This is a genomic window from Granulicella sp. S190 (genome assembly GCF_009766095.1).
Taxonomy (GTDB): domain Bacteria; phylum Acidobacteriota; class Terriglobia; order Terriglobales; family Acidobacteriaceae; genus Edaphobacter.
On sequence record NZ_LMUD01000014.1, the window covers coordinates 481,991 to 503,128 of the forward strand.

Annotated in this window: 15 protein-coding genes; 5 read left to right on the forward strand and 10 right to left on the reverse strand. The window is 57.3% G+C overall.

Annotated elements, in window-relative coordinates:
- Together holA and GSQ94_RS08530 are read left to right on the forward strand one after the other, a co-directional pair.
- Positions 1–1,089 (forward strand): DNA polymerase III subunit delta (holA, locus tag GSQ94_RS08525; RefSeq protein ID WP_158943128.1); only part of this gene is annotated, 1,089 nt, incomplete at its 5' end.
- Between the two features lie 71 nt (positions 1,090–1,160).
- Complete coding sequence (locus tag GSQ94_RS08530; protein WP_254063742.1) at positions 1,161–1,703, forward strand: DinB family protein; 543 nt, start codon at positions 1,161–1,163, stop codon at positions 1,701–1,703.
- Positions 1,704–1,756: 53 nt separating this feature from the next.
- On the opposite strand, the gene GSQ94_RS08535 is transcribed toward GSQ94_RS08530, so the two are convergent.
- Complete coding sequence (locus tag GSQ94_RS08535; protein ID WP_158943129.1) at positions 1,757–1,933, reverse strand: hypothetical protein; 177 nt, start codon at positions 1,931–1,933, stop codon at positions 1,757–1,759.
- Between the two features lie 98 nt (positions 1,934–2,031).
- Between GSQ94_RS08535 and GSQ94_RS08540 the strand changes: the two genes are divergently transcribed.
- Complete coding sequence (locus GSQ94_RS08540) at positions 2,032–3,084, forward strand: AI-2E family transporter (RefSeq protein WP_158943130.1); 1,053 nt, start codon at positions 2,032–2,034, stop codon at positions 3,082–3,084.
- A gap of 747 nt (positions 3,085–3,831) precedes the next feature.
- Here GSQ94_RS08540 and GSQ94_RS08545 read toward each other — a convergent pair.
- The 4 genes from GSQ94_RS08545 to GSQ94_RS08560 all read right to left on the reverse strand — a co-directional run bounded on the left by GSQ94_RS08545 (position 3,832) and on the right by GSQ94_RS08560 (position 11,054).
- Positions 3,832–6,156: a Tex family protein gene (locus tag GSQ94_RS08545; RefSeq protein WP_158943131.1), complete on the reverse strand. Its 2,325-nt coding sequence runs from the start codon at positions 6,154–6,156 to the stop codon at positions 3,832–3,834.
- Positions 6,157–6,265: 109 nt separating this feature from the next.
- Entirely contained in the window at positions 6,266–9,037 is a 2,772-nt protein-coding gene (gene polA / locus GSQ94_RS08550; protein WP_254063743.1) for a DNA polymerase I, read from the reverse strand.
- Between the two features lie 133 nt (positions 9,038–9,170).
- On the reverse strand, positions 9,171–10,265 hold the full coding sequence (gene queA, locus GSQ94_RS08555; RefSeq protein ID WP_158943133.1) for a tRNA preQ1(34) S-adenosylmethionine ribosyltransferase-isomerase QueA: 1,095 nt from the start codon (positions 10,263–10,265) through the stop codon (positions 9,171–9,173).
- A gap of 135 nt (positions 10,266–10,400) precedes the next feature.
- The gene (locus GSQ94_RS08560; protein WP_158943134.1) at positions 10,401–11,054 is read right to left on the reverse strand and encodes a lysophospholipid acyltransferase family protein; all 654 of its coding nucleotides are present in this window, start codon (positions 11,052–11,054) and stop codon (positions 10,401–10,403) included.
- Between the two features lie 129 nt (positions 11,055–11,183).
- On the opposite strand from GSQ94_RS08560, the gene GSQ94_RS08565 reads away from it, so the two are divergent.
- Entirely contained in the window at positions 11,184–12,692 is a 1,509-nt protein-coding gene (locus GSQ94_RS08565) for a porin (protein ID WP_158943135.1), read from the forward strand.
- An 84-nt stretch (positions 12,693–12,776) separates the two neighbouring features.
- Here GSQ94_RS08565 and GSQ94_RS08570 read toward each other — a convergent pair whose 3' ends face one another.
- From GSQ94_RS08570 to GSQ94_RS08580, 3 genes are read right to left on the reverse strand one after another with little or no spacing between them, the layout of a single operon-like run.
- The gene (locus tag GSQ94_RS08570; RefSeq protein ID WP_158943136.1) at positions 12,777–14,021 is read right to left on the reverse strand and encodes an ABC transporter permease; all 1,245 of its coding nucleotides are present in this window, start codon (positions 14,019–14,021) and stop codon (positions 12,777–12,779) included.
- Complete coding sequence (locus GSQ94_RS08575; RefSeq protein ID WP_158943137.1) at positions 14,014–14,946, reverse strand: ABC transporter ATP-binding protein; 933 nt, start codon at positions 14,944–14,946, stop codon at positions 14,014–14,016. Before GSQ94_RS08575 ends, GSQ94_RS08570 begins: the two co-directional genes overlap by 8 nt.
- 60 nt (positions 14,947–15,006) lie before the next feature.
- Positions 15,007–16,239 (reverse strand): MFS transporter, encoded by a 1,233-nt coding sequence (locus GSQ94_RS08580; RefSeq protein ID WP_254063744.1) that lies wholly within the window; start codon positions 16,237–16,239, stop codon positions 15,007–15,009.
- 89 nt (positions 16,240–16,328) lie between these two features.
- Here GSQ94_RS08580 and recG point away from each other — a divergent pair, with 89 nt between their 5' ends.
- Positions 16,329–18,716 carry an ATP-dependent DNA helicase RecG gene (gene recG, locus GSQ94_RS08585; RefSeq protein WP_174240898.1) on the forward strand — a complete coding sequence of 796 codons (2,388 nt, stop codon included), beginning with the start codon at positions 16,329–16,331 and terminating at the stop codon, positions 18,714–18,716.
- A gap of 82 nt (positions 18,717–18,798) precedes the next feature.
- Here the strand turns inward: recG and GSQ94_RS08590 are convergent, their stop codons facing one another.
- Together GSQ94_RS08590 and GSQ94_RS08595 are read right to left on the reverse strand one after the other, a co-directional pair.
- Complete coding sequence (locus GSQ94_RS08590; RefSeq protein WP_158943138.1) at positions 18,799–19,248, reverse strand: response regulator; 450 nt, start codon at positions 19,246–19,248, stop codon at positions 18,799–18,801.
- A gap of 661 nt (positions 19,249–19,909) precedes the next feature.
- The gene (locus GSQ94_RS08595; RefSeq protein ID WP_158943139.1) at positions 19,910–20,875 is read right to left on the reverse strand and encodes a PhzF family phenazine biosynthesis protein; all 966 of its coding nucleotides are present in this window, start codon (positions 20,873–20,875) and stop codon (positions 19,910–19,912) included.
- Positions 20,876–21,138 lie beyond the last annotated feature (263 nt).

Genomic DNA, 21,138 nt, shown 5'->3' on the forward strand with positions numbered 1-21,138 from the left:
CCCGCCTACGTCCTCCTCGGCGACGAGGTCTTCCTCTACGACCGCTGCCGCAAGGCCGTCCTCGCCACACTCGCCCCTGAAGAAACCCGCGACTTCTGCCTCCACGATCTCGACCTCGCCGAGACCAGCATCTTCGAGGTCCTCGACCGCGCCCAGACCCCCTCCCTCATGGCGCCCTTCCAGGTCCTCTTCGTACGCAATCTCAAAACCCTCTACGGACGCGGCAGCAAGAAGGAAGAGTTCGCCGCTATCGACGCATACTTCCGCTCGCCAAATCCCTCCGCCCTCATCGTCTTCGTTGCCGATCATCTCCGCATCCCCACCGACCTCCGCAAGATGGACTATCAGGACAAAGAGCGCTTCGAAAAGATCCGCGAAACCCTCGGCGACTGGTGCGGCTTCGTAGAACTGGCCCGCGTCGATGAAAACGACGCCATCAAGTGGGTCACCACCTCCGCCGAATCCCGCAGCGTCCGCTTCGACCCCGACGCCGCCCACGAGCTAGTCGACTCCCTCGGTGCCGACATGATGCTCATCGCCAGCGAGTTCGAAAAGCTCCTCCTCTACGTCTCCGCCCGGGGCACCGAAGTCGCCAAAAATCGCGTCACCCTCGGCGACGTCGAAACCATGGTCCTCGCCGCCAAGCAGCGCTCCCTCTACGAGCTCACCGACGCCATCTCCGCCAAGGACCGCCCCCGAGCCCTGCTCCTGCTCCACGGCCTCCTCAACGCCTCCGACGGTGGCGAAGACGCCGCCATCGGCCACCTCTACATGCTCGCCCGCACCTTCCGCCAGATGCTCATCATCTCCGAGAAAAACGTCCGCGACTCCCGCGCCATCTGGCAAGTTCTCTGGCAAGGCTTCCGCATGCCCCCCTTCGCCGCCGAAGATCTCATCAAGCAAGCCCGCCGCTACAAATCCCGCCGCGAACTCACCCGCGCCATCCGCCTCGTAGCCCGCGCCGACCTCGAACTCCGCAGCTCCCCCGCCAACAAACTCCTCGTCCTCGAGCGCCTCATCCTCGACCTCTCCACCGAACCCAAACCCAGCCTCTACGAGCCCACCCACCAATTCGCCATGGAACTCTAATAGCTCCATAAATCCCCTAAATACCTGTCACAATCAGAACCTCCGATGCGCTGTTTCGGAGATCGAGGCCTATGATGCCACACGATCTGCAACAGACCATATCGTTGCTCAGCCACACCCCCGCTACCCTCAACGCTCTCCTCCGCAATCAGCCCGAGATATGGACCCTACGCGATGAAGGTCCCGGCACCTGGAGCGCATTCGACGTTGTAGGGCACCTCATTCACTGTGAACAAGCAGACTGGATCACCCGCGCAACAACAATCCTGCAATTCGGCGAAGACCAGGCATTCGAGCCTCTTAACCGGCAGACACGCGCAGGTCAGGGTCAGTCGCTCGATCACTTACTCGACGAATTTACCCACCTTCGAAAAAGAAATCTCGACGAGCTGCGCGAACTGAATCTTCAGCCATCGGATCTCAATCGGCGTGGACGCCATCCAGCCTTCGGCCCAGTGACGCTCTCGCAGCTTCTCGCTGCATGGGCAGTTCATGACCTCACTCACCTCCACCAGATCGCGAGAACCATGGCTCACCAGTACCGCGACGCCGTAGGCCCATGGAGCGCCTACCTCGGCGTTCTTCAATGCAACGGCCACAGCGCTCCCCCATAGCCCTCTGGCGTAACCGACAATCCGCCCACGCACTAAGTAATAGCAACGCCGCTTCACCGCCACCGCGGCACCTTCATCTCTGGATTAGACCTCCTCAACACCGTTGTCATGCCGTTGTCGTTTTTGTTGCTGGTGCTATTGCCGCTGCTGTTGCCGTTGTTGTTGTCGTTGCCGCTGCCTGTCGTTTTGTTGTCATTCCGCAGTAAAGCGGAGGAATCTGCTGTTTCCATCCCCACTTCAAACCCGCATCAAAGAACCGACCACGTATTCTAATCTCAGCCAACAACAGGACATTCGCATCTAACCCAACCATCGGAGCATTCAATCCATGCAGGAAGGCAGAAAAGTCCTGGAAGACACACCTTGGAGACAGATCACCCTCTTCCTGCTCACCCTTGCCGTACTCATCCTCTGCGCCTTCATCCTTCAGCCCTTCTTCTCCGCCATCGTCGGAGCCATCGTCCTCGCAGTCGTCACTGAAATCCCGCATAACCACCTCTCGAAGCACATTCGAAACCGCACCACCTGCGCCACCGTCGCTGTCTTTCTCGTCATCCTCGCCGTCATCGTCCCCGGCTTCTTCCTCGCGCAGGAGCTAGGCGAACAGGCCCTCAGCGCCATCGTCTCCCTCCGCAATCCCAACACCCAGAACCTCGTCACCGACTACATCGGCAACCATCCCGCCCTCGCCAACCGCATCGAGGCCTTCTCCGCCTCCATCGACGTCAACAATGCCGCCCGCTCCACCGCCGCCTACGTCGGCAGCAAAGCAGCGATGATCCTCGGCAACTCGGTCCACTTCATCACCGAAGTCGTCGTCATGCTCTTCCTGCTCTTCTTTCTCTTTCGCGACCGCGCTCTCGCCCTAGCCGCCCTTCGCTCCATCATCCCCCTTCGCGACGACGAGACCACAGAGCTCCTCGATCGCATCGACGACACCATCTACGCCACCTTCCTGGGCCGCCTCGCCATAGCGCTCGTACAGGGAGTCCTCGCCGGCCTAGCCTTCTGGGTTCTTGGCGTCCCCGGCATCATCCTCTGGGCGATCACCCTCACGGCCTTCGCCATGATCCCCGCGTTCGGTGCCTTCCTCGTCTGGGGACCTATCGCCATCTACCTCGGCCTCAACGGTCACTGGGGCAAGGCTGCACTCCTCGCCATCTGGGGCGGACTCATCGTCAGCACCATCGACAACATCCTCTACCCCATCCTCATCGGCAGCCACCTGCGCGCCCACACAGCCGTCATCCTCATCACCATCCTCGGCGGCATCGCAGTCTTCGGCCCTCTAGGCATCATCCTCGGCCCGGTCATCTTCACCATAGGTTCTACCCTGCTTGACATCTGGCACGCCCGCACCACCCAAATCCTCTCGCCCTAGACTCAATCCACCACTTGCGCTGTTGTAGCTGGATTTGCTGCAGTTACCTGTTCCTTGTTGTCATTCCGCAGCGAAGCGGAGGAATCTGACATTCCTGTCTCTTGTTGTCATCCCCGAAGGGGATCTGCAATTGCCGTTGCTTTTGTCATTGCCCTTGTCGCGGTTCTTGCCGTTGCTTGTTCTCTTGTTGTCATCCCCGAAGGGGATCTGCGGCTGCCGTTGCTTTTGTTATTGCCCTTGTTGCGGTTCTTGCCGTTGCTTGTTCTCTTGTTGTCATCCCCGAAGGGGATCTGCGGTTGCACGTTTTTTTGTTTGGCTTCCGCAGCGAAGCGGAGGAATCTGCGGTTGCTTTCGTCATTCCGGAACCGCTTATTCTGTCGATCATTTAGATCGAAGAGTAGCAATTCGCCTTATCCGACCACGAAGAAAAAACATCTTCAAACACTGTCAAGCCCACGAAACATCAAAACCCGCGTCAATCAAGGAGAATCGTGTGGCACATAACCTGTGCCTGATCGGTTAAACTGGACACAGACAGAAAAGCCTCGGCCAGCGCCGAGGCTTCGTGTTTAACAGAACAAAACCGTCATAAGATGATTCTTATCTATATTTTGCAGGCAAGTCTTTTGCTATCAATATTTTGCAGCCACCTATCGCCCGCAAACCTATGATTATAAGCGCCTTACCCCCAAGATACCCCTGGAGGGGAGGGGGGAGGGTACCTCGACAACTACGTAGCTCCGGCAACTACCGCCCTTTCCATTTGGAGGACAGCATCGCCAACTTGTCATCGAACGAAACCGGAGCCGGAGCCTGCGTCTTCACCTGCACCTGCGTCTTGACCACCGGCCTCCCCTGCCCCTTCGCCGCAGGTTGCGAAGGCAGAGCCTGCCTCTGCCCTCGCGGCCCACTCTCGTACAGCGCCTTGATCGAAAGCGCAATCCGCTTCGTCTTCGCATCGGCAGACAGCACCTTCACCTTTACGATCTGCCCTGCCTTTACCGCCTCAGAGGGATCCTTGATGAACTTCACCGACAACTCGCTGATGTGCACCAGCCCATCCTGGTGCACCCCAATGTCCACGAACGCACCAAACTTTGTCACATTCGTCACCACACCCTCAAGCACCATATCCGGCATCACATCCGCCAGCTCTCGCACGCTCTCGTTGAAGCTCGGTGCAACAAACTTGTCTCTTGGATCCCGCCCCGGCTTCTTTAGCTCTTCCAGAATGTCGTTCAAAGTAAAACTGCCCGCCGAAACCGCGCTCTTATCCACTCTCTCCAGCAATTGGGGACTCTTGATCAGCTCCTCCACCGGAGCCTTCAGCGAAGCCGCAATCTGCTCCACCACCGGATACGACTCAGGATGCACCGCAGTCATATCCAACGGATTCTCCCCATCCCGTATCCGTAGAAATCCCGCAGCCTGCTCAAACGTCTTCGCACCGATCCCCGGCACCTTCATCAACTGGGTCCGCGAGCGAAACCGTCCATGCTCGTTGCGATAACTCACAATGTTCAACGCAGTCCGCTCCGTAACACCGGAGACATACCGCAGCAAAGTCCACGATGAGGTATTCAGGTCAACCCCAACCCGGTTCACGCAGCTCTCAATCACCGTCTCCAGCGACTGCTGCAACTGTCGCTGATCCACATCATGCTGATATTGCCCCACGCCAATCGACTTGGGATCGACCTTCACCAGCTCAGACAAAGGATCCTGCAACCGCCGCGCAATCGAGATCGCACCACGCACCGTAAGATCCAGGTCCGGAAACTCCTGGCGTGCCACATCCGAAGCCGAATAGATGCTCGCACCAGACTCACTCACCGTCACCGAGAAGATGTTTTCCAGCCCGCGCTCCCGCAGAAACTCGCGAACAAAGGCATCTGTCTCTCGCGAGGCCGTCCCGTTCCCGATGGCGATCGCACGAACCTGATGCTTGATGACGAGCGCTTCCAGGGTCTTTCCTGCAGCCTCGGCAGCTCCCTTCGACGTATGCAGATACAGCACATCGTTGGCCAGGAACTTCCCGGTCTCGTCCACCACCGCCACCTTGCATCCAGTCCTCTGCCCTGGATCGATCCCCAACACGGAGATAGGTCCAGCCGGTGGCGCGAGCAACAAGTGATGCAGATTATCGCGGAACACTTGAATCGCATCGAGATCAGAACGCTTCTTCAACTCCAGCCGCAGCTCCCCCTGGATGGACGAGTTCAGCAGCCGCGACCAGCAATCCTCGATCGCCAGCTCCAGATGAGTCGTCCAGTCTCCCTGCTCCCGCAGCACTCCACGTCGTAGCACCCCCGCCGCCCGGGCCGGTTCCAACTCAATCAAAAAGTAAAGAACGTTCTCACTCTCGCCCCGGCGGATCGCCAGCATTCGATGCGACGGAATCGTCTTCACTGGCTCGCGATACTCGTAGTACATCTTGAACTTCTCTTGCTCATCCACCGCATCCATCGCCCTCCGGCTGACGACAATGCCTTCCTCAAACATGAGCATCCGCGCAGCCTTCCGCAGATCCGCGCTCTCGCTGATCATCTCCGCGACAATGTGCCTCGCGCCCTCAAGCGCCTCCTCGACCGAAGCAACGCCCTTCTCTGCATCGACGAATCGAGGAGACATCACACTCAACGACTCCTCCGCGATCTTCTGCTCCCACAGATACAGAGCAAGGGGTTCCAATCCCTTCTCCCGCGCAATCGTCGCCTTCGTCCTCCGCTTAGGCCGGTACGGCAGATACAAATCCTCAAGTTCACTCTTATCCAAAGTCGCTTCGATCCTCGACTTCAGCTCATCGCTCAACTTGCCCTGCTCCGCAATCGAAGCCAGAATCGTCGCCCTCCGCGCAGCCAGATCGCGAAAGTAGGCGAGCTTCTCCCCGATGTCGCGAATCTGCACCTCATCGAGATTGCCTGTAGCCTCCTTGCGATATCGAGCGATGAAGGGCACGGTGCCCCCTTCGTCCAGCAGCGCTATAACAGCGACCAGGCCATTCATCGGCAGGTTGAGAGTTTGAGCAATATGCAGCAGAATCGGGGGGGACAGTACAGTTGCGTCAGTCATATCTTGTCTAACCATGCTACTGCCAACCACGTCGGAAAACTCGGACGCTACCCCTCATGACATCCGTACCTTTTTAACTAAGTCAGATAGCAAAACAAAATGTCAATGATCACTTGATATCGCGCCAGTTCTGACCGATTCCTATCTCTGCAACAATTGGTATTGAAAACTCTGCGACGTTTTCCATCTCCTGTTTAACCAACTGCTGCAACTCATCTGCCTCTTCCGGAACAACATCGAAGAGAAGTTCGTCATGAACCTGAAGAGTCATCTGCGACCTAAGCTTGCGGTCACGAATGAGCTGATCGATCTTTAGCATAGCCAGCTTGATGAGGTCCGCAGCGGTCCCTTGCAGAGGAGTATTAATGGCGGTCCGCTCTGCAAAGCCGCGCATGTTGGGGTTGCGAGATTGAATATCCGGGATTGGGCGGATGCGACCAAAATAGGTTTTAACAGACTGATCGCGGCGGACCGCTTCAAGGGTCTCCACGATGAAACGTTGAACACCTTGGTAGCGCTCGAAGTAAGTCTCGATATAAATCTTCGCGGTCTTCTGGTCTATATTGAGCTGCGCTGCAAGCCCGAAGGGGCTGATGCCGTAAACAATCCCGAAGTTGACGGCCTTGGCGCGCGCGCGCGTCTCCTTATCCATCGTGGCAGCATCGACACCGAAGACCTCACTTGCAGTGAGAGTATGTATATCTTTGCCGGTGCGATACGCGTCGAGCAGCAACGGATCCTGCGAGAAGTGCGCCATCAAGCGCAATTCAATCTGCGAGTAATCAGCAGACATCAGAACATTTCCAGGCGCAGGAATGAATGCGGCGCGAATCTCCCGGCCAAGCACCGTGCGAATCGGAATATTTTGAAGATTGGGATTTGTACTCGAAAGACGACCAGTTGCGGTGCCGACCTGGTTGAAGGTCGTATGGACTCGACCCTGGCCATCGGTAAGCTGTGGCAGCGAGTCCAGATAGGTGGACTTCAACTTTGAGAGCTGCCGGTATTCAAGTACCAATGCAGGAACCGGGTGATGCTCGGCAAGCTCCTCCAGTACATCCTGTGCCGTGCTAACCACCTTTCCTTTGCCATACTTCATCGGTTTGGGAAGAAGCATCTTATTGAAAAGGACCTCGCCAAGCTGCTTAGGTGAATTGATGTTAAAGCGATGGCCGGAGTCTGAGTAGATTCGCTCGGCGAGGTTATCCATCTCGACAGAAAGACGAGTGGACATCGCACTAAGGACGTTCGAATCAATCCGTACGCCGGCCTGCTCCATGCGTAAAAGCACAGGCACGAGAGGGAGGTCCATACTCTCGTAGATATGAGTCAGATGAGCGGATTCGATTTGAGTTCGAAGAGTACCCGTGAGACGATGGACTGCGTTTGCTGCCTCAGGGAGAAGGTTCGCAATCTCAGATGCGCTGGGAGTCTTCGAGGCATGGGGAAGAGCACGGTCTGTAAAACGGGCCGTGACGTCGGGAAGAATGTGCGACCCATGCGTCGGGTTGATCAGATAGCTGTACAACATGACATCGTCGCTGACGCCTGCTAGCTTAATGCCGTGAGGTTCGAGTGCGCGAAGGACAGCTTTAAGGTCGTGAACGTGTTTTGGTAAACCCTCATCTTCAAGCGCCTCTCGAAGACCAGAAGCGTCGAATGTAACAACCATCGCTGAATCAGCCGAGGTGGTAATGCCGATCTGGAGTGAGGTTGGAACGGCTGGCCTTTGCATCTCCGATACTGCTAGTTCGGGGACCCCAAAGAGGGACATAGAACCGGACGGTGGTGGTTCGGGCTCCACTTCTTCTTCCGTAAACGTATCGGAACTGCTCTCTTCAGAGAGCGCTCTGGCATCTTCAAAGACAGCTAGCGTTAGGCCTGCAATCTCACCAGATGAGCCGATAGAGCGAGCGTCGGACAGAAGATCCGATATTTGCTCTAGTTTCGGTGACAGATTAAAAACAATGGGCGTGTTATCAACAGATGGCGCAAGTTCCTTCAGCAGAGTGGTGAATTCAAGCTCGGAAAAAAGTTCGCGGCAAGCAGCGTTATCGGGCGACTGAGTGAGCATGTCGTCCAGATCGTAGTCAATTGGCACGCTGGTATGTATAGTTACCAACTCCTTGGAGAGCAGAATATTCGCACGGTTGTTTTGCAGCGATTCCCTATAAGTCTTACGCTTCACCTCGTCGGCATGATCGAGCGCTGCTTCGACGCTGCCAAACTGCTGAATGAGTTCAACGGATCCCTTATCACCGATGCCGGGAGCGCCTGGGATGTTGTCGATGGCGTCGCCGCGAAGCGCCATAACGTCTATGACGCGCTCCGGAGCAACCCCGAGAGACGCTTCTACTCCAGCGCGATCAAGAATGAGGTTGTCTTTTGTCGGATTGAGGATAACCACATCCTCGTTGACAAGCTGCATCATGTCCTTGTCGGAGGAGACGACATAGACTTTATGGCCAAGCGCTGAAAGCTTACAGGAGAGGGTGCCTATTACGTCGTCCGCCTCGAATCCCTCGTAGCTGAGGATTGGAATGCGGAAGGCCTCAAGGGCGCGGCGGATAAAGGGAAGCTGCTGAGTAAGGTCAGCAGGCATTTCGGTGCGGTTGGCCTTGTAACCGAGGTAGTCAATCTCTTCAAACTGCTGGGTCTTGATATTGAACTTCTTCACTGCTTTCATCTCGCGTGCGCGTTCATCGCGGAAGACTGGACCGGAAAGGTCGTAAACGGCGGCGAGATAGTGGGGGGAAAAGTCTTTGCGGAGCTTATTAATCATGTTCACAAAGACATAGGTTGCCGCCGTGGGGATGCCGGTCCGGGTGGACATCGGGCGCTGGCGCTGCATTGCATGATAGGCACGGAAGATGAAGGCCATGCTATCCAGAAGATAGATAGGGGGCTTCGTTTGGGATGTTTCGGGTTTTGCTTGATTTGCAGAGTTCGCCATGACTTTTAGATGGTAGCGCGGGAGGGGTAGTGGTGTCGGTATTGGGATGGTTCGTTAGCGTTTAGAGAAGAAGCATGCAGTCGCCGTAGCTGAAGAATCGATACTTTTCCCGGACAGCATGTCCGTAGGCGGCGAGGACTGACTCTCTTCCCGCCCCCCCTCCCGCAAACGCGCTGACAAGCATAAGCAACGTGGATTGAGGAAGATGAAAGTTGGTTAGAAGGCCGCTTACGATTTTAAATTGATGGCCGGGACTGAGGAAGATGCTCGTTTTTCCTGAGTGGGCAATGAGCGGCTTGCTTCCAGATACCTGTGCGCAGTGTTCGAGGGTGCGGGTGGTGGTGGTGCCCGCGGCAACGATACGGCGGCCCTCCCTAAGGGCGTTGTTGATGGCCTCAGCGGTGGCGGGGGCTAGGGTGTAGTGCTCGGCGTGGAGACGGATATCTTCGAGCTTTTCAGCTCGGACCGGCTGGAAGGTGCCAAGGCCTACGTGGAGGGTGATGGTCTCGATTTGGACTTTGTTTTGTTTGAGTTGAGCGAGGATTTCAGGGGTGAAGTGCAGGCCTGCCGTGGGGGCTGCTGCGCTTCCTGGCTGTTGTGAGAATACGGTCTGGTAGCGGTCTCGGTCGGCGTCGCTGTCCTCGCGGTGGATGTAGGGGGGTAGCGGCATGTGGCCTATTTTGTTGAGGATGGGGTGGAAGTCCGCTGTTGCCGAGAAGCGGAGGGTACGTTCTCCAAACTCGCCTACGGTGAGGATTTCTGCTGCGAGAATGGGTTCGATTTCGTTCGGGGCGTGGAAGAGGAGGCGTTCTCCGGCTTGGATCTTGCGACTTGGACGAACTAATGCACTCCATTCATGTTCTGCAAGTTGTTGTGTTAGAAGCACTTCTATGTGGCCTGTTGGATCGGGAGAGCTATGTTGCGTTTGCCGGCTGCGAGCCCTTGTGGCATAGAGGCGAGCGGGTAAGACACGGCTGTCATTAAGGATCAGGAGGTCGCCGGGCTGGAGGATCTGGGGTAAATTGCGAAAAAAATTGTCGTGGTATCGGCCTGTCGCGCGCTCGAAGACGAGCATACGGCTGGAGCCGCGAATCGCCGGTGGGGACTGGGCAATCAGCTCTTCGGGAAGGTCGAAATGGAAGTCGGATACGAGCAAATCTATGTCAATTTTAGTGGTGAAAACGTGGTGCGATGTGTGGTGAATGATGGTGTCGTTGTGGTGTTTTGCGTGGCTAATTTTCGAGCCAAAAAATGCGCCAACTTTTTCAACTTTATTTTCGGGGTTACGTTCTCAAGGTTTGGTTCTTGGAGACCTGCTCTTTCGAAGCTCGGCGAGCTCGACGGAACGGTCAAGGGCTGCCTGTACGGCTGGCTGGTTTGCTGTGGTTAGCAGGGGCCAGCCGATGAAGACTTTTGAAAATGGTTTGGGAATGAGGAACCGGTCCCAGGAGCGGAGCTGCCAGGCACGTTCGGGCAGGACGTAGAAGGTGCCGACGGGACTGTCGACAAGCTGGGCGAGCTGGGTGACCCCGGGTTTTGCGACCATGGCGGGCCCACGTGGACCGTCGGCAGTGATGGCGCAGTAGTGCCCCGCAAGATAGGCGCGGTGCATGTTGCGCAGTCCAAGAGAGCCCTCGCGAGAGCTGGAGCCGCGGATGGCGATGTAGCCGAGGCGCTCTACGGTACGGGCGATGAGCTCGCCGTCGAAGCTGGGGCTGATGAGGATGGCGATATCGTGGTTGCGGAAGTGCCAGGCACTGGTAAGGAGACACCGGTGCCAGAAGGCATAGACGGCAGGCGGCGGAGCGTCGAAGCCGAGAGGAGCGCCGGGGTCACGGACATCCTCGAAGCGGAGGGTCATGCCAAGGAGGCAGATGGCCGCACTCGCGATGCGCGGGACGATAGCCAGGATGAGCCGCTGCTTGAGGGTGTAGTTGGAGGCCACTTGATTCCAGTTTACCTGTGGAGGCCCAGCCCCAGCATTCCGGTGGAGGAGAAAAGCTCTGACGTTTACGGCCAATTTACTTTGGACGTGATTAGCTAATCCTTGTAATCGTTTGCGAGAGGCCTGCCTATGCGTTACTTCCATTCCTTTCTGTTTTTTTCATCGTTCGCCGTGCTGTTCACCGGGTTGGCTGCGAGCGCGCAGACAGCCGTCGCCGCGCCCACGAGTGCGGAGGTCGAAGAGTTGCGTCAGACCGTACGAGATCTGGCATCGCGAGTCAGCGCCCTGGAGGCCGAGGTGCATAAGGAACACTCCGTTGCCGCGACAGAGATGGCCACGCTGAGGCCCGCAGTGCTGACTACACCGAGTGCGGAGATGCGGGCGAGCGTCGCGAGTATAGAAGGAGTATCGAGCAGCGGCGTGGCACCTGTGCCGGTCGCGGTAGCGGTAGCGGCAAGCACTCAAGCTCCGGCAACACAGAGTGCGCCCTCGCCTGCTCTGCTGCCGACGCAACTGCCAGGAGGAGCGACGTTGAACTACACCTTCGACGGCTACTACGACTACGACTTCAACCATCCGATCGGCCGGGTGCAGTATCTTCGGGCGTATGACGTGTTGAGTAATGCCTTCAGCATCAATCAGGCTGATATCGTGTTTGCTCTGGACCCTGACGTTGCAGCGGGGCGGAGGTATGGGGTTCGATTAGATCTGCAGTTCGGTCAGGCCACGGAGACGCTGCAGGGAAGCCCGCAGAATGAACCGCGACCGGATATCTACCGGAATATCTTCCAGGTTTATGGAACCTACGTTGTTCCGCTGGGTAAGGGACTTACGGTTGACGTGGGCAAGTGGGCGAGTTCGCTAGGGATCGAAGGCAACTATACGAAGGACCAGGTGAACTATTCGCGGTCGTTCTTCTTTGACTATCTGCCGTTCTACCATGCCGGTGTTCGCGCAACTTACAAGGTGAGCGACAAGCTGACGGCGAACTACTGGCTGGTGAATGGAACTGACCAGTCGGAGCCAACCAACTCGTTCAAGGATGAGTTGTTCGGATTTACGGCACAACCTGCGAAGAGTGTTCTTTGGAACTTCAACTACTACCTGGGGCAGGACCATCCGGACACTGCGCCAGCCACGAACTGCACGGCTCCGGTGCAGCCTGGGCTGTGCCTACAGGCTATCAACCCCGCGCCAGATGGCAAACAGCACATCTTCGACAGCTACGTGACGTGGAACGCTACGCCCAAGCTTTCACTTTCGCTTGAGGGAGACTATCTGATCTCGCGTCAGTGGGCTAATGCTTTGCCGGGTGAGTCTTCGGCACCATCGCATGTGGATGGGGGCGCGGCTTATGCGCGGTATCAGTTGACTCCGAAGATGGCGCTGGGAGGACGAACGGAATATCTGTCGGATCGCGGCGGCCTGTTCAGCGGGACGACGCAGGCGTTGAAGGAGTTTACCGGGACCTATGAGTATAAGTTTGGCGAGGGTTTTCTGACGCGGGTGGAGTATCGCAGGGACTGGAGCAATGTTCCGTTCTTCCTGACGAATAAGCCAGGAGTTCTTTCTGCGGATCAGCCTACGCTGACGGTGGGGATGGTCTGGTGGGTGGGCGGAAAGCAGGGGCCGTGGTAGTGAGGCGAGAAGAGTTGTCCTGCCGGACTGGCCCGGTACGCGCGGAGCGGTCACTTCGTACCTTGTGTAACTTTCTCGGCGAGGCTAACTGTACTTTAGCCAGCGGAGGATCTCGGGGAGGTTGGGCTTCTTGCCGTACATGAGAATTCCGACGCGATAGATGCGGCTCGCCACCCAGAGGATCGCGAGGATGGTCAGGCTCATGAGCACGAACGAGAGGCCGATCTGCCAGGGGGGAACGGAGGTGAGGGAGATGCGGAAGTTCATCAGCAGAGGGCTGCAGAAGGGGATGAGGGAGACGACCTGCGCGAGGGTGGAGTTGGGTGCATGCACGATGACGAAGATCATGAGAAAGCAGAACGCCAAGGGGATGACAAGAAACATATTGAGCTGCTGGAGCTCCTGCTCAGAGTTCGTCATAGCTCCGAGAGCAGCGGCGATGCTGGAGTAGACCAGAAAGCCGAAGATGAAGTACGCGATAAAGAAGAAGATCTGCGTGAAGCTGATGAGCGCGTGGCCGGTGCCGATGAGGCTGGTTGCGAGAGAGGTGGAACCGAGGATGGCTGCGGCCAGCATCCAAACGCCTACCTGCGTGATGCCCACTGCACCGACGCCGAGGATCTTTCCGGCGAGCATCTCTTCGGGCTTGATGGTAGAGAGCATGACCTCGAAGACGCGGCTCGTCTTCTCTTCGATGATGGAACGTGCAGTGTTCATGCCATAGAGCATGATGACCATGTACATGAGAAAGAAGAGAAGATAGGCAGCACCGAAGGCGGCGCGACTGTCTCCAGTTTTGCTGGTGTCTATCTTGACTGGGGTCATGAGCGCTGCGATGTCGGCGGAGCCCATCCCCTGATGAGTGAGGCCTTCACGGGTTAGTACGTTTTGAATGGCGGTGGAGAGAGTGTCCTCGGTGGAGATGTCGCCCGCTGAACGGGGAACATAGGTGAAGAGGGGGCGGCCGCTGGAAGGAACAGGAGGCGTAACGACGAGATATCCGGTGAGGTCTCCCGAGTTGTCATGCAGATTGTGATCAAGACTGGCGCGGATTTCGTCGCTGCTCGACGGGGAATCGGGAGCCAGCAGGTCGACTCTCATGCTGCTATTTTTTCCACTTTGAAGCTCCTGCTTCAGATCTGTTGCGAAGGATGCATCGGTCGAGACGATCGCAATTTTGGCGGAGGATTTGGTGCGCGTCGCGAGGTAGCCGCTGCCGAAGACGAAGACTCCCATAAAGAGCGGGATGAGGATGGTGGCGATGAGGAAGGCCTTGGTGCGGATGCGCTCGAGGTACTCACGCTTGGCAATGAGCCAGATGTTATGCATTTACTTTTTCTCCAGCGGGGATACCGGCAGATCCTTCGGTTACCTTCTCGATGAAGATCTCTTCGAGCGTGGGCTCCATGACTTCGAAGCGAGTGATGCGGGCTCCGGTGCGGACCGCGTCGGCGAGGAGGGATTGAGCGTCGGCACCGTCGTTGAGACGGATTTCGACGTGGCCACCGTAGTTTTTCGCGGAGTGAATGGCTGGGTGACTAAGGAAAGAGTCGTCGCCAGTGAAGTTGATGAGGACACGGTTGACGGGGTAGCGGGATTTGATCTCGCGCATGGAGCCGGAGAGAACGAGATGGCTATTGTGAATGAGGCAGATGTTGTCGCAGATCTTTTCGACCTGATCCATGCGATGAGTAGAGAAGAGAATCGTGCGGCCTTGTTTGCGGAGGTCGACGAGGGTGTCCATGAGGAGGACGGCGTTGACGGGATCGAGGCCACTGAAGGGCTCGTCCATGATGATGAGATCGGGTTCGTGCAGGAGGGTGGAGATGAACTGGATCTTCTGCTGCATCCCCTTCGAGAGCTCTTCAGTTTTCTTAGCGATGGATGGGATGATGCCGAGGCGGTCGCACCAGTGATGTGCGCGTTTTGATGCGGTGATTGCGTCGAGGCCGTGGAGCTGGCCAAGAAAGATGAGCTGGTCCATGACCTTCATCTTTTTGTAGAGGCCGCGCTCTTCGGGGAGGTATCCGACGCGCTTGAGAAGGTCGCGATTGAAGGGCTGGCCGAAGAGTTCGACGGTGCCGGAGTCGGGGACCGTGATCCCGATCATCATGCGGATGGAGGAGGTTTTGCCGGAGCCGTTGGGGCCAAGGAGGCCGAACATGCTGCCGGGTTCGATGGTGAAGCTGAGGTCGGCTACGGCGATCTTAGTGTCGTAGGCCTTGCGGACATGTTGCAGTTCTACGATGGGCATGGGTTCTCGCGCTGATGCGTCAAGGCCAGTTTATCAGGGGGTTTCGACCGCATGGATTCGCTAAAGGACAGAGAGATGCTCGGCGATGCGGGCTGCGCGGTGTTTGCGGTCGAGGTGAGCGGAGAGGATGGCGAGGACGAGAGTGATGACAGTGACGGCGATGCTGGCTAGGGGAAGTTGGCGGTAGGTGTAACCGGCGGTGAGCATCATGCCGCCGAGAGAGGCTCCGGTGGCGTTGCCGAAGTTGAAGGCTCCCTGGTTGAGCGTGGAGGCCAGGTTTGGCGCGGCGGCAGCCTGATCGACGATGCGGGATTGTAGTGGGGCTCCGGCAGCGAATTGGATGGCTCCCCAGACGAGGATGGTGGCGATGGCGGGGACGAGGTGAGGCTCGGCGAAGTAGAGGACGATGAGCGAGGCTACGAGGGTGAGCAGAGAGCCGACGAGGAAGGCCATGGGACGCCAGTCGCTGAGGGTGCCACCTAGAAAGTTGCCGATTGTGATGCCGACGCCAAAGAGCAGAAGGGTGAGGGTGACGGTGTGCGGGGAGACGTGAGTGACGGCTTCGAGGGTGGGAGCGATGTAGGTGAAGACGCAGAAGAGCGAGGCAGAGGTGAGGACGCTCATGGCGAGGACGAGCAGGACCTGCGGTTTGCGGAGAACTCGGAACTCATGGAGGAGACCGCCGGAGCCCGGGGATTGTTTGGGGACCATGAAGAAGACCGCTGTTGCGGCGAGGAGGCCGATGGGAACGATAGCCCAGAAGGCGAATCTCCAGCCATAGGCCTGCCCTAATGCGGTTCCCGCTGGAACGCCTAAGACGTTGGCCAGTGTAAGGCCGGAGAACATCAGGGCGATCGCCTGGGCGCGCTGGTTGCGGGGGACGAGGTTTGCTGCAACAACGCTTCCGATACCGAAGAAGGCTCCGTGACAGAGTGCGGTGAGGACGCGGGAGGCGAAGAGAAGGTTGTAGGTGGGGGCGACAGCGCAGGCGAGATTGCCGAGGGTGAAGACGCCCATAAGGAGCAGCAGGGCCAGTTTGCGTTCGAGGCGAGCTGTGGCGATGGCTACAATGGGCGCACCGATGGTGACGGAGAGCGCGTAGCCGGTGACGAGTACGCCGGCCTTGGGAATGCTGACGTGGAAGTCGTCGGAGAGATTGGGCAACAGGCCCATGATGATGAACTCGGAGGTGCCGATGCCGAAGGCTGCTACGGCGAGCGCCATGAGGGGCGTATGCAGCAGGATATTTTTACGCTCGACTATGGTCTCTGAGCTGTCTTCAAAGGCTGGCATTCTTTTATTGCAACATATCTTCTGGCTATCCAGAAATAACGCGCGGGCGAGAGTGCTTCGATGTGGCGGGTTCTTGGTAGCATCGGTCTGTGCTGGAACTTTCTACACCGATCAAGTTTGTAAAGCTCGTGGGGGAGCGCATTGCCGTCGAACTTTCCAAACGCGGCGTTGAGACGGTTGAGGATCTGCTGTATCACCTGCCGTTTCGGTATGAAGATCGCCTGAACCCTGTTCCTATGAGCGAGCTTAAGGCGGGCACGATGGCCTCTGTGATCGGCGAGGTGAGAGGGTCGGCGCTGCTGCAAACTCGGAGTATGCCCCTGTTTGAGATGACGGTTGGGCAGGGGCTCAGCACCGTGAAGTGCATGTGGTTTCGCGGAACTTATCTCAGGGATAAGTTTCATGTTGGGCAGATGGTGGCGCTTTACGGCAAGCTGGAGCCCTCGCGAAGTAACGCGGGCAAGTTCAAGATGATTCAGCCGCAGTTTGAAGTGCTGCCCTCGGGTGGCGGCACGGATGCGGAGTTTTCCATGCTTGAGGTAGGCCGGATTGTGCCGGTGTATGAGTCATTAGGAGGCACCACGGCCTGGGGAGCGAAGCTCGGCTCAAAGTGGTTGAGACGAGTGGTCTGGGCTCTGTTCGAAGAACTGGAAAAGCAGCAAGTCAGCGAGTCAGCAAGTCAGGCTGAGACCTTACCTGGCGCTATGCGAGCCAGCCTCTCGTTGCCTGAGCGGCTGAAGGCTCTGAAGGCTGTCCATTTCCCTGAAGCTGGAACGCCGATGGTGGAGTTAGTCTCTGCGACGACGCCAGGACATCGCCGGTTGATCTTCGAGGAGTTCTTTTACCTTGAGCTTGGGTTAGAACTCAAGCGGCGCAGGATGCGGGAACGTGAAGGAACGGCGTTTGCGACCAACGTCAGGGTGCGGGAGGCAATCAAGCAGATACTTCCCTTTCATCCGACTGCTGCGCAGAAGCGGGTGTTGGGCGAGATTGCCGGCGACATGCGCAGACCTCAGCCGATGCGGCGGCTGCTGCAGGGAGACGTGGGATCGGGCAAGACAATAGTGGCGATGCAGGCTGCTTTGGTCGCCATCGAGAATGGGTACCAGACGGCTCTGATGGCACCGACAGAGATTCTGGCGACGCAACACTATCTCTCCGCGAGAAAACTACTCGGCGATGTGCTTTCGCCACGCACGGGCAAACCGTATCGGATTACATTGCTCACCGGCTCGCTCGACGACGCAACCAAACGAGAGGCGCGAGGAAAGATCTTTCGCGGGGAGACGGATCTAGCAATCGGAACACACGCGCTGATCGAAGACAAGGTGGACTTCGACAAGCTGGGACTGGTGATCGTCGACGAACAGCATCGGTTTGGAGTGCAGCAGCGGTTTCGGTTGATGAAGAAGCCAGGAGCACTTGACCCTGACGTGCTGGTGATGACGGCTACCCCGATTCCGCGAACGCTTGCGCTGACTTTGTATGGCGATCTCGACGCAAGTGTGATCGACGAGCTGCCACCGGGGCGGACTCCAGTTGTGACCAGAAGAACAACAGAAGAGCGTGCAGAGGATGTGTGGAGCTTTGTTCGCAAGCAGGTCGAATCGGGGAGGCAGGCTTACATTGTTTATCCGGTGATTGAAGGGGCAAGAGACGATCAGCCGGAACTGGATTTTCCGCAGGATGTCGAAGAGGATGCTGGTGAGGCAAGTGTAAAAGCTAAAGCAGATTCCTCCGCTGCGCTGCGGAATAACAACAAAACAGCAATGGGCAAAAAGGTGAAGTCCTCCAACGACGGCGGGGCAAAGGCCAAACGTACGAAGTCTGCCATGAAGACGGAAAAGCTATTTGAGCCGAAGAAGGCGCTACGAGCGGCGACGGATATGCATGAGGAATTACGGCTGGGTCCGCTGAAGGGACTTCGTCTCGGCCTGTTGCACGGGCGTTTGAGCGCGGACGATAAAGAGGTCACCATGCGACGGTTTCAGCGGGGCGATCTCGATGTGCTGATTGCGACGACAGTGATCGAAGTGGGTGTGGACGTTCCTAATGCTTCTGTGATGGTGATTGAACATGCGGAGCGGTTTGGGTTGGCGCAGATGCATCAACTACGTGGCCGCGTTGGACGTGGAGCGGCGAAGAGTTTTTGTGTGCTGATGACTGGCGGTAGGGTGAGTGAGCAAGCAGAGGCTCGGTTAGATGCGATGGTGAGGACTCAAAATGGGTTCGAGCTGGCGGAGCTTGATCTGCAACAACGGGGACCGGGGGAGTTCTTTGGTACGAGGCAGGCCGGGATGCCGGAGTTTCGTGTTGCCAACCTGATACGTGATCGTGCACTGCTTGAGCTAGCTAAGATTGAGGCCGCTCGATTTGTTGCGGAGCCCGACCCTAAGATTTCGCGCGAGGAAAAGGACGTGGTGTGGGAGCGCCTGAAGATGCAGTGGCAGAGGAAGTATGGGCTTGTCGAGGCCTGAAGTCTTCAGGCCCCAGCCTTAGTAGATTGCTATTTCGTCCACACGAAAAGAATGCTTGTGATCTGAGTTCCGAGAAGGTCTGTCAGCTTGCTGTTGCGTGTCTGTAGCCGCCGAGGTGTGCGGATTGCGAAGGCGAGGCAAGGATAGCTTTTTTGGGACCGCGCTTACGGGCCACGAGAACTCGGATTCGTTCGATCATCTCTGCCGGGGAAGATGCTCCCTTGGGAAGGAAGACGTCGGCATGGACGGCGCGGTCGAAGGCATTGACGGTGCCGGAGACAATCATCGCGGGCAGGCCGGGATGAAGCTGCTTGGCGCGCCGCACCAGCTCGTTACCATCCATCTGCGGCATGATGAGATCGCAGAGGATGAGATCCAGCGTTCCGGGAAGAGACTGGTCGAGCACCGCGAGAGCTTCTTGCGCGCTCTGTGTCGCAATGACGCGGTAGCCACGGGTTTCGAGAAGGAAGGTGCGTACGGAGAGAACTTGTTCGTTGTCATCTACGCAAAGGATCGTTTTCTTGGGGCGCATACAGTCTCGCTTCTGCCGGACGCCACCTTGTGGTGACTCGCGGCCGATGGGCCAGTCTGACGCGGCTGCTGGTTTGCAGACGTGCCGGTCTGGTGAGGTTCAAAACTGCCCCGTGGTTCGGCCGAATGCGGCCTTCGGCGCGTAGCGGGTCGGCTGCTCCCGCAGGAAGAAGACGGAATGAGCAAAACTCTCCTGTCTGCTCCACGAAGGATCAGGGCCAACTGTCCAGCGAGCATAAGCTGCCGAACCGCGGGGTGCGAGAGAGGCTTTGTGCCCGTGCAGGTTGCCACGCGGCTCCAGGAACGCAAGAGATCCTTCTGCTGCGAGTACAAGTGAGTGTCGATGCCAGGGATGCTGGCATCGACCTCACTGCGTGTGCAGACAGCGAGATTGCGCTGGGGAGTCGCGACTGCGGGGCAGTCGAGCTTCTCTCAACTCAAATTGTCAGAAAACAGGCGAAAGCAATCATCTCCAACGGCGAGGCATATTGCATGCAACGTCGTCGTCAACGCTTCCCAACATTACGAACGAGCAGGTGAGTTGGCAAGCGGCGAAGTTAGGGCGAAGATAGCGAAACTTAGAGCTTGCACATCCACCGACGTGGAGAAAATGCCCATATTCATTGACGATTCATGATGTGCTCCTGTTGAAATCGAGTGCATCACGGCAGGAAAAGGCGTCCGCTTGCAACAGGAATGGTGCGGCCGCCGACGAACACTTTTGTGACGATGCCCTCTTCGATGGCCGCACTGACATGAATGCGGCTGGGTCGAAGCATCTCGATTCCCTGTTCGAGGATGATCTTCTGACCGCTGGCAACGAGGCCATGACGAACAAGATAAGCGATGGTGCAGCCGGAGGCAGATCCGGTCGCAGGATCTTCGCCGGAGTCGAACTGCATGCGTGCGTGCCATTGCGCTCCTGAGTTCTTTTCTGCCGGTGTGATGCAGTGAAAGAATTTTGCGCCGACGCTTTCTAGAAAGGGACTAGTGTTTTGTGTAGTGGTACGGAGGCGAGCTGCGACCTCCAGTGATCGCAGAGGGACTATGCAGAAAGACATGCCGGTTGAGATGACCTGCGCGGGGAGATGAGGATCGAGATCTTCGAGAGACAGACTAAGCGCGTGAGCCAGGGCTGCGCGGATGTCTGAGCTGTTGAGGGCTTCGCCGAAGGTCGGATCGTTTTGCCGCATGGTTCCGAAGACTCCAACCTCGTGAGGCTGTGGCGCCTGGAAGCGAACTGAGATGGGACCGACGCCAAGATCGAGAGTGATCTTCTCTGCGCCACGCAGAGTTGGATGATTCAGGTAGAGCCAGCTCGCTGTGCCCAGAGTTGGATGACCAGCGAAGGGTACCTCTTCGGTGGTGAGGAAGATGCGAACCTGGATGCCTCGCTCCCGTTCGATCTCCTTAGAACGCGGGAGGATGAAGGTGGTCTCGCTAAGGTTAGTCTCACGAGCCAGAGCCTGCATCTCATCGGAGGAGAGTCCACGGGCGTCGGTAAAGATGGCGAGCGCATTACCTTCGAGGGCACGTTCGGCGAAGACGTCGACCTGAGCGAAATCGAAGGCGCGTAGGACCGGAACGGCTGCTCTTGCAGGCGCAGTAGCGGAATCGTCATTTGACATGGAGGCTCCTCAGAAGTATGGTTTGAAAAGACCGCGATGGGGCGAACCGGCCTCGTGTCAGTTTAGCTGGCAGCGGTACAAAACATTTAGCCATGACGATGACGCCAAACACGATGCCCACTCTCTGCTGCTGCTGTTGCTGTAGCCCAGTGTGGGTGTGTGGATGAGCTAATCGAAGCAAAATCTTCGAGCAGCACAGAAACCCACCCAGAGCGAATATGCCGGGTGGGTTTTCTACGTTGAGCCTGTAGTCCAACCAAGCA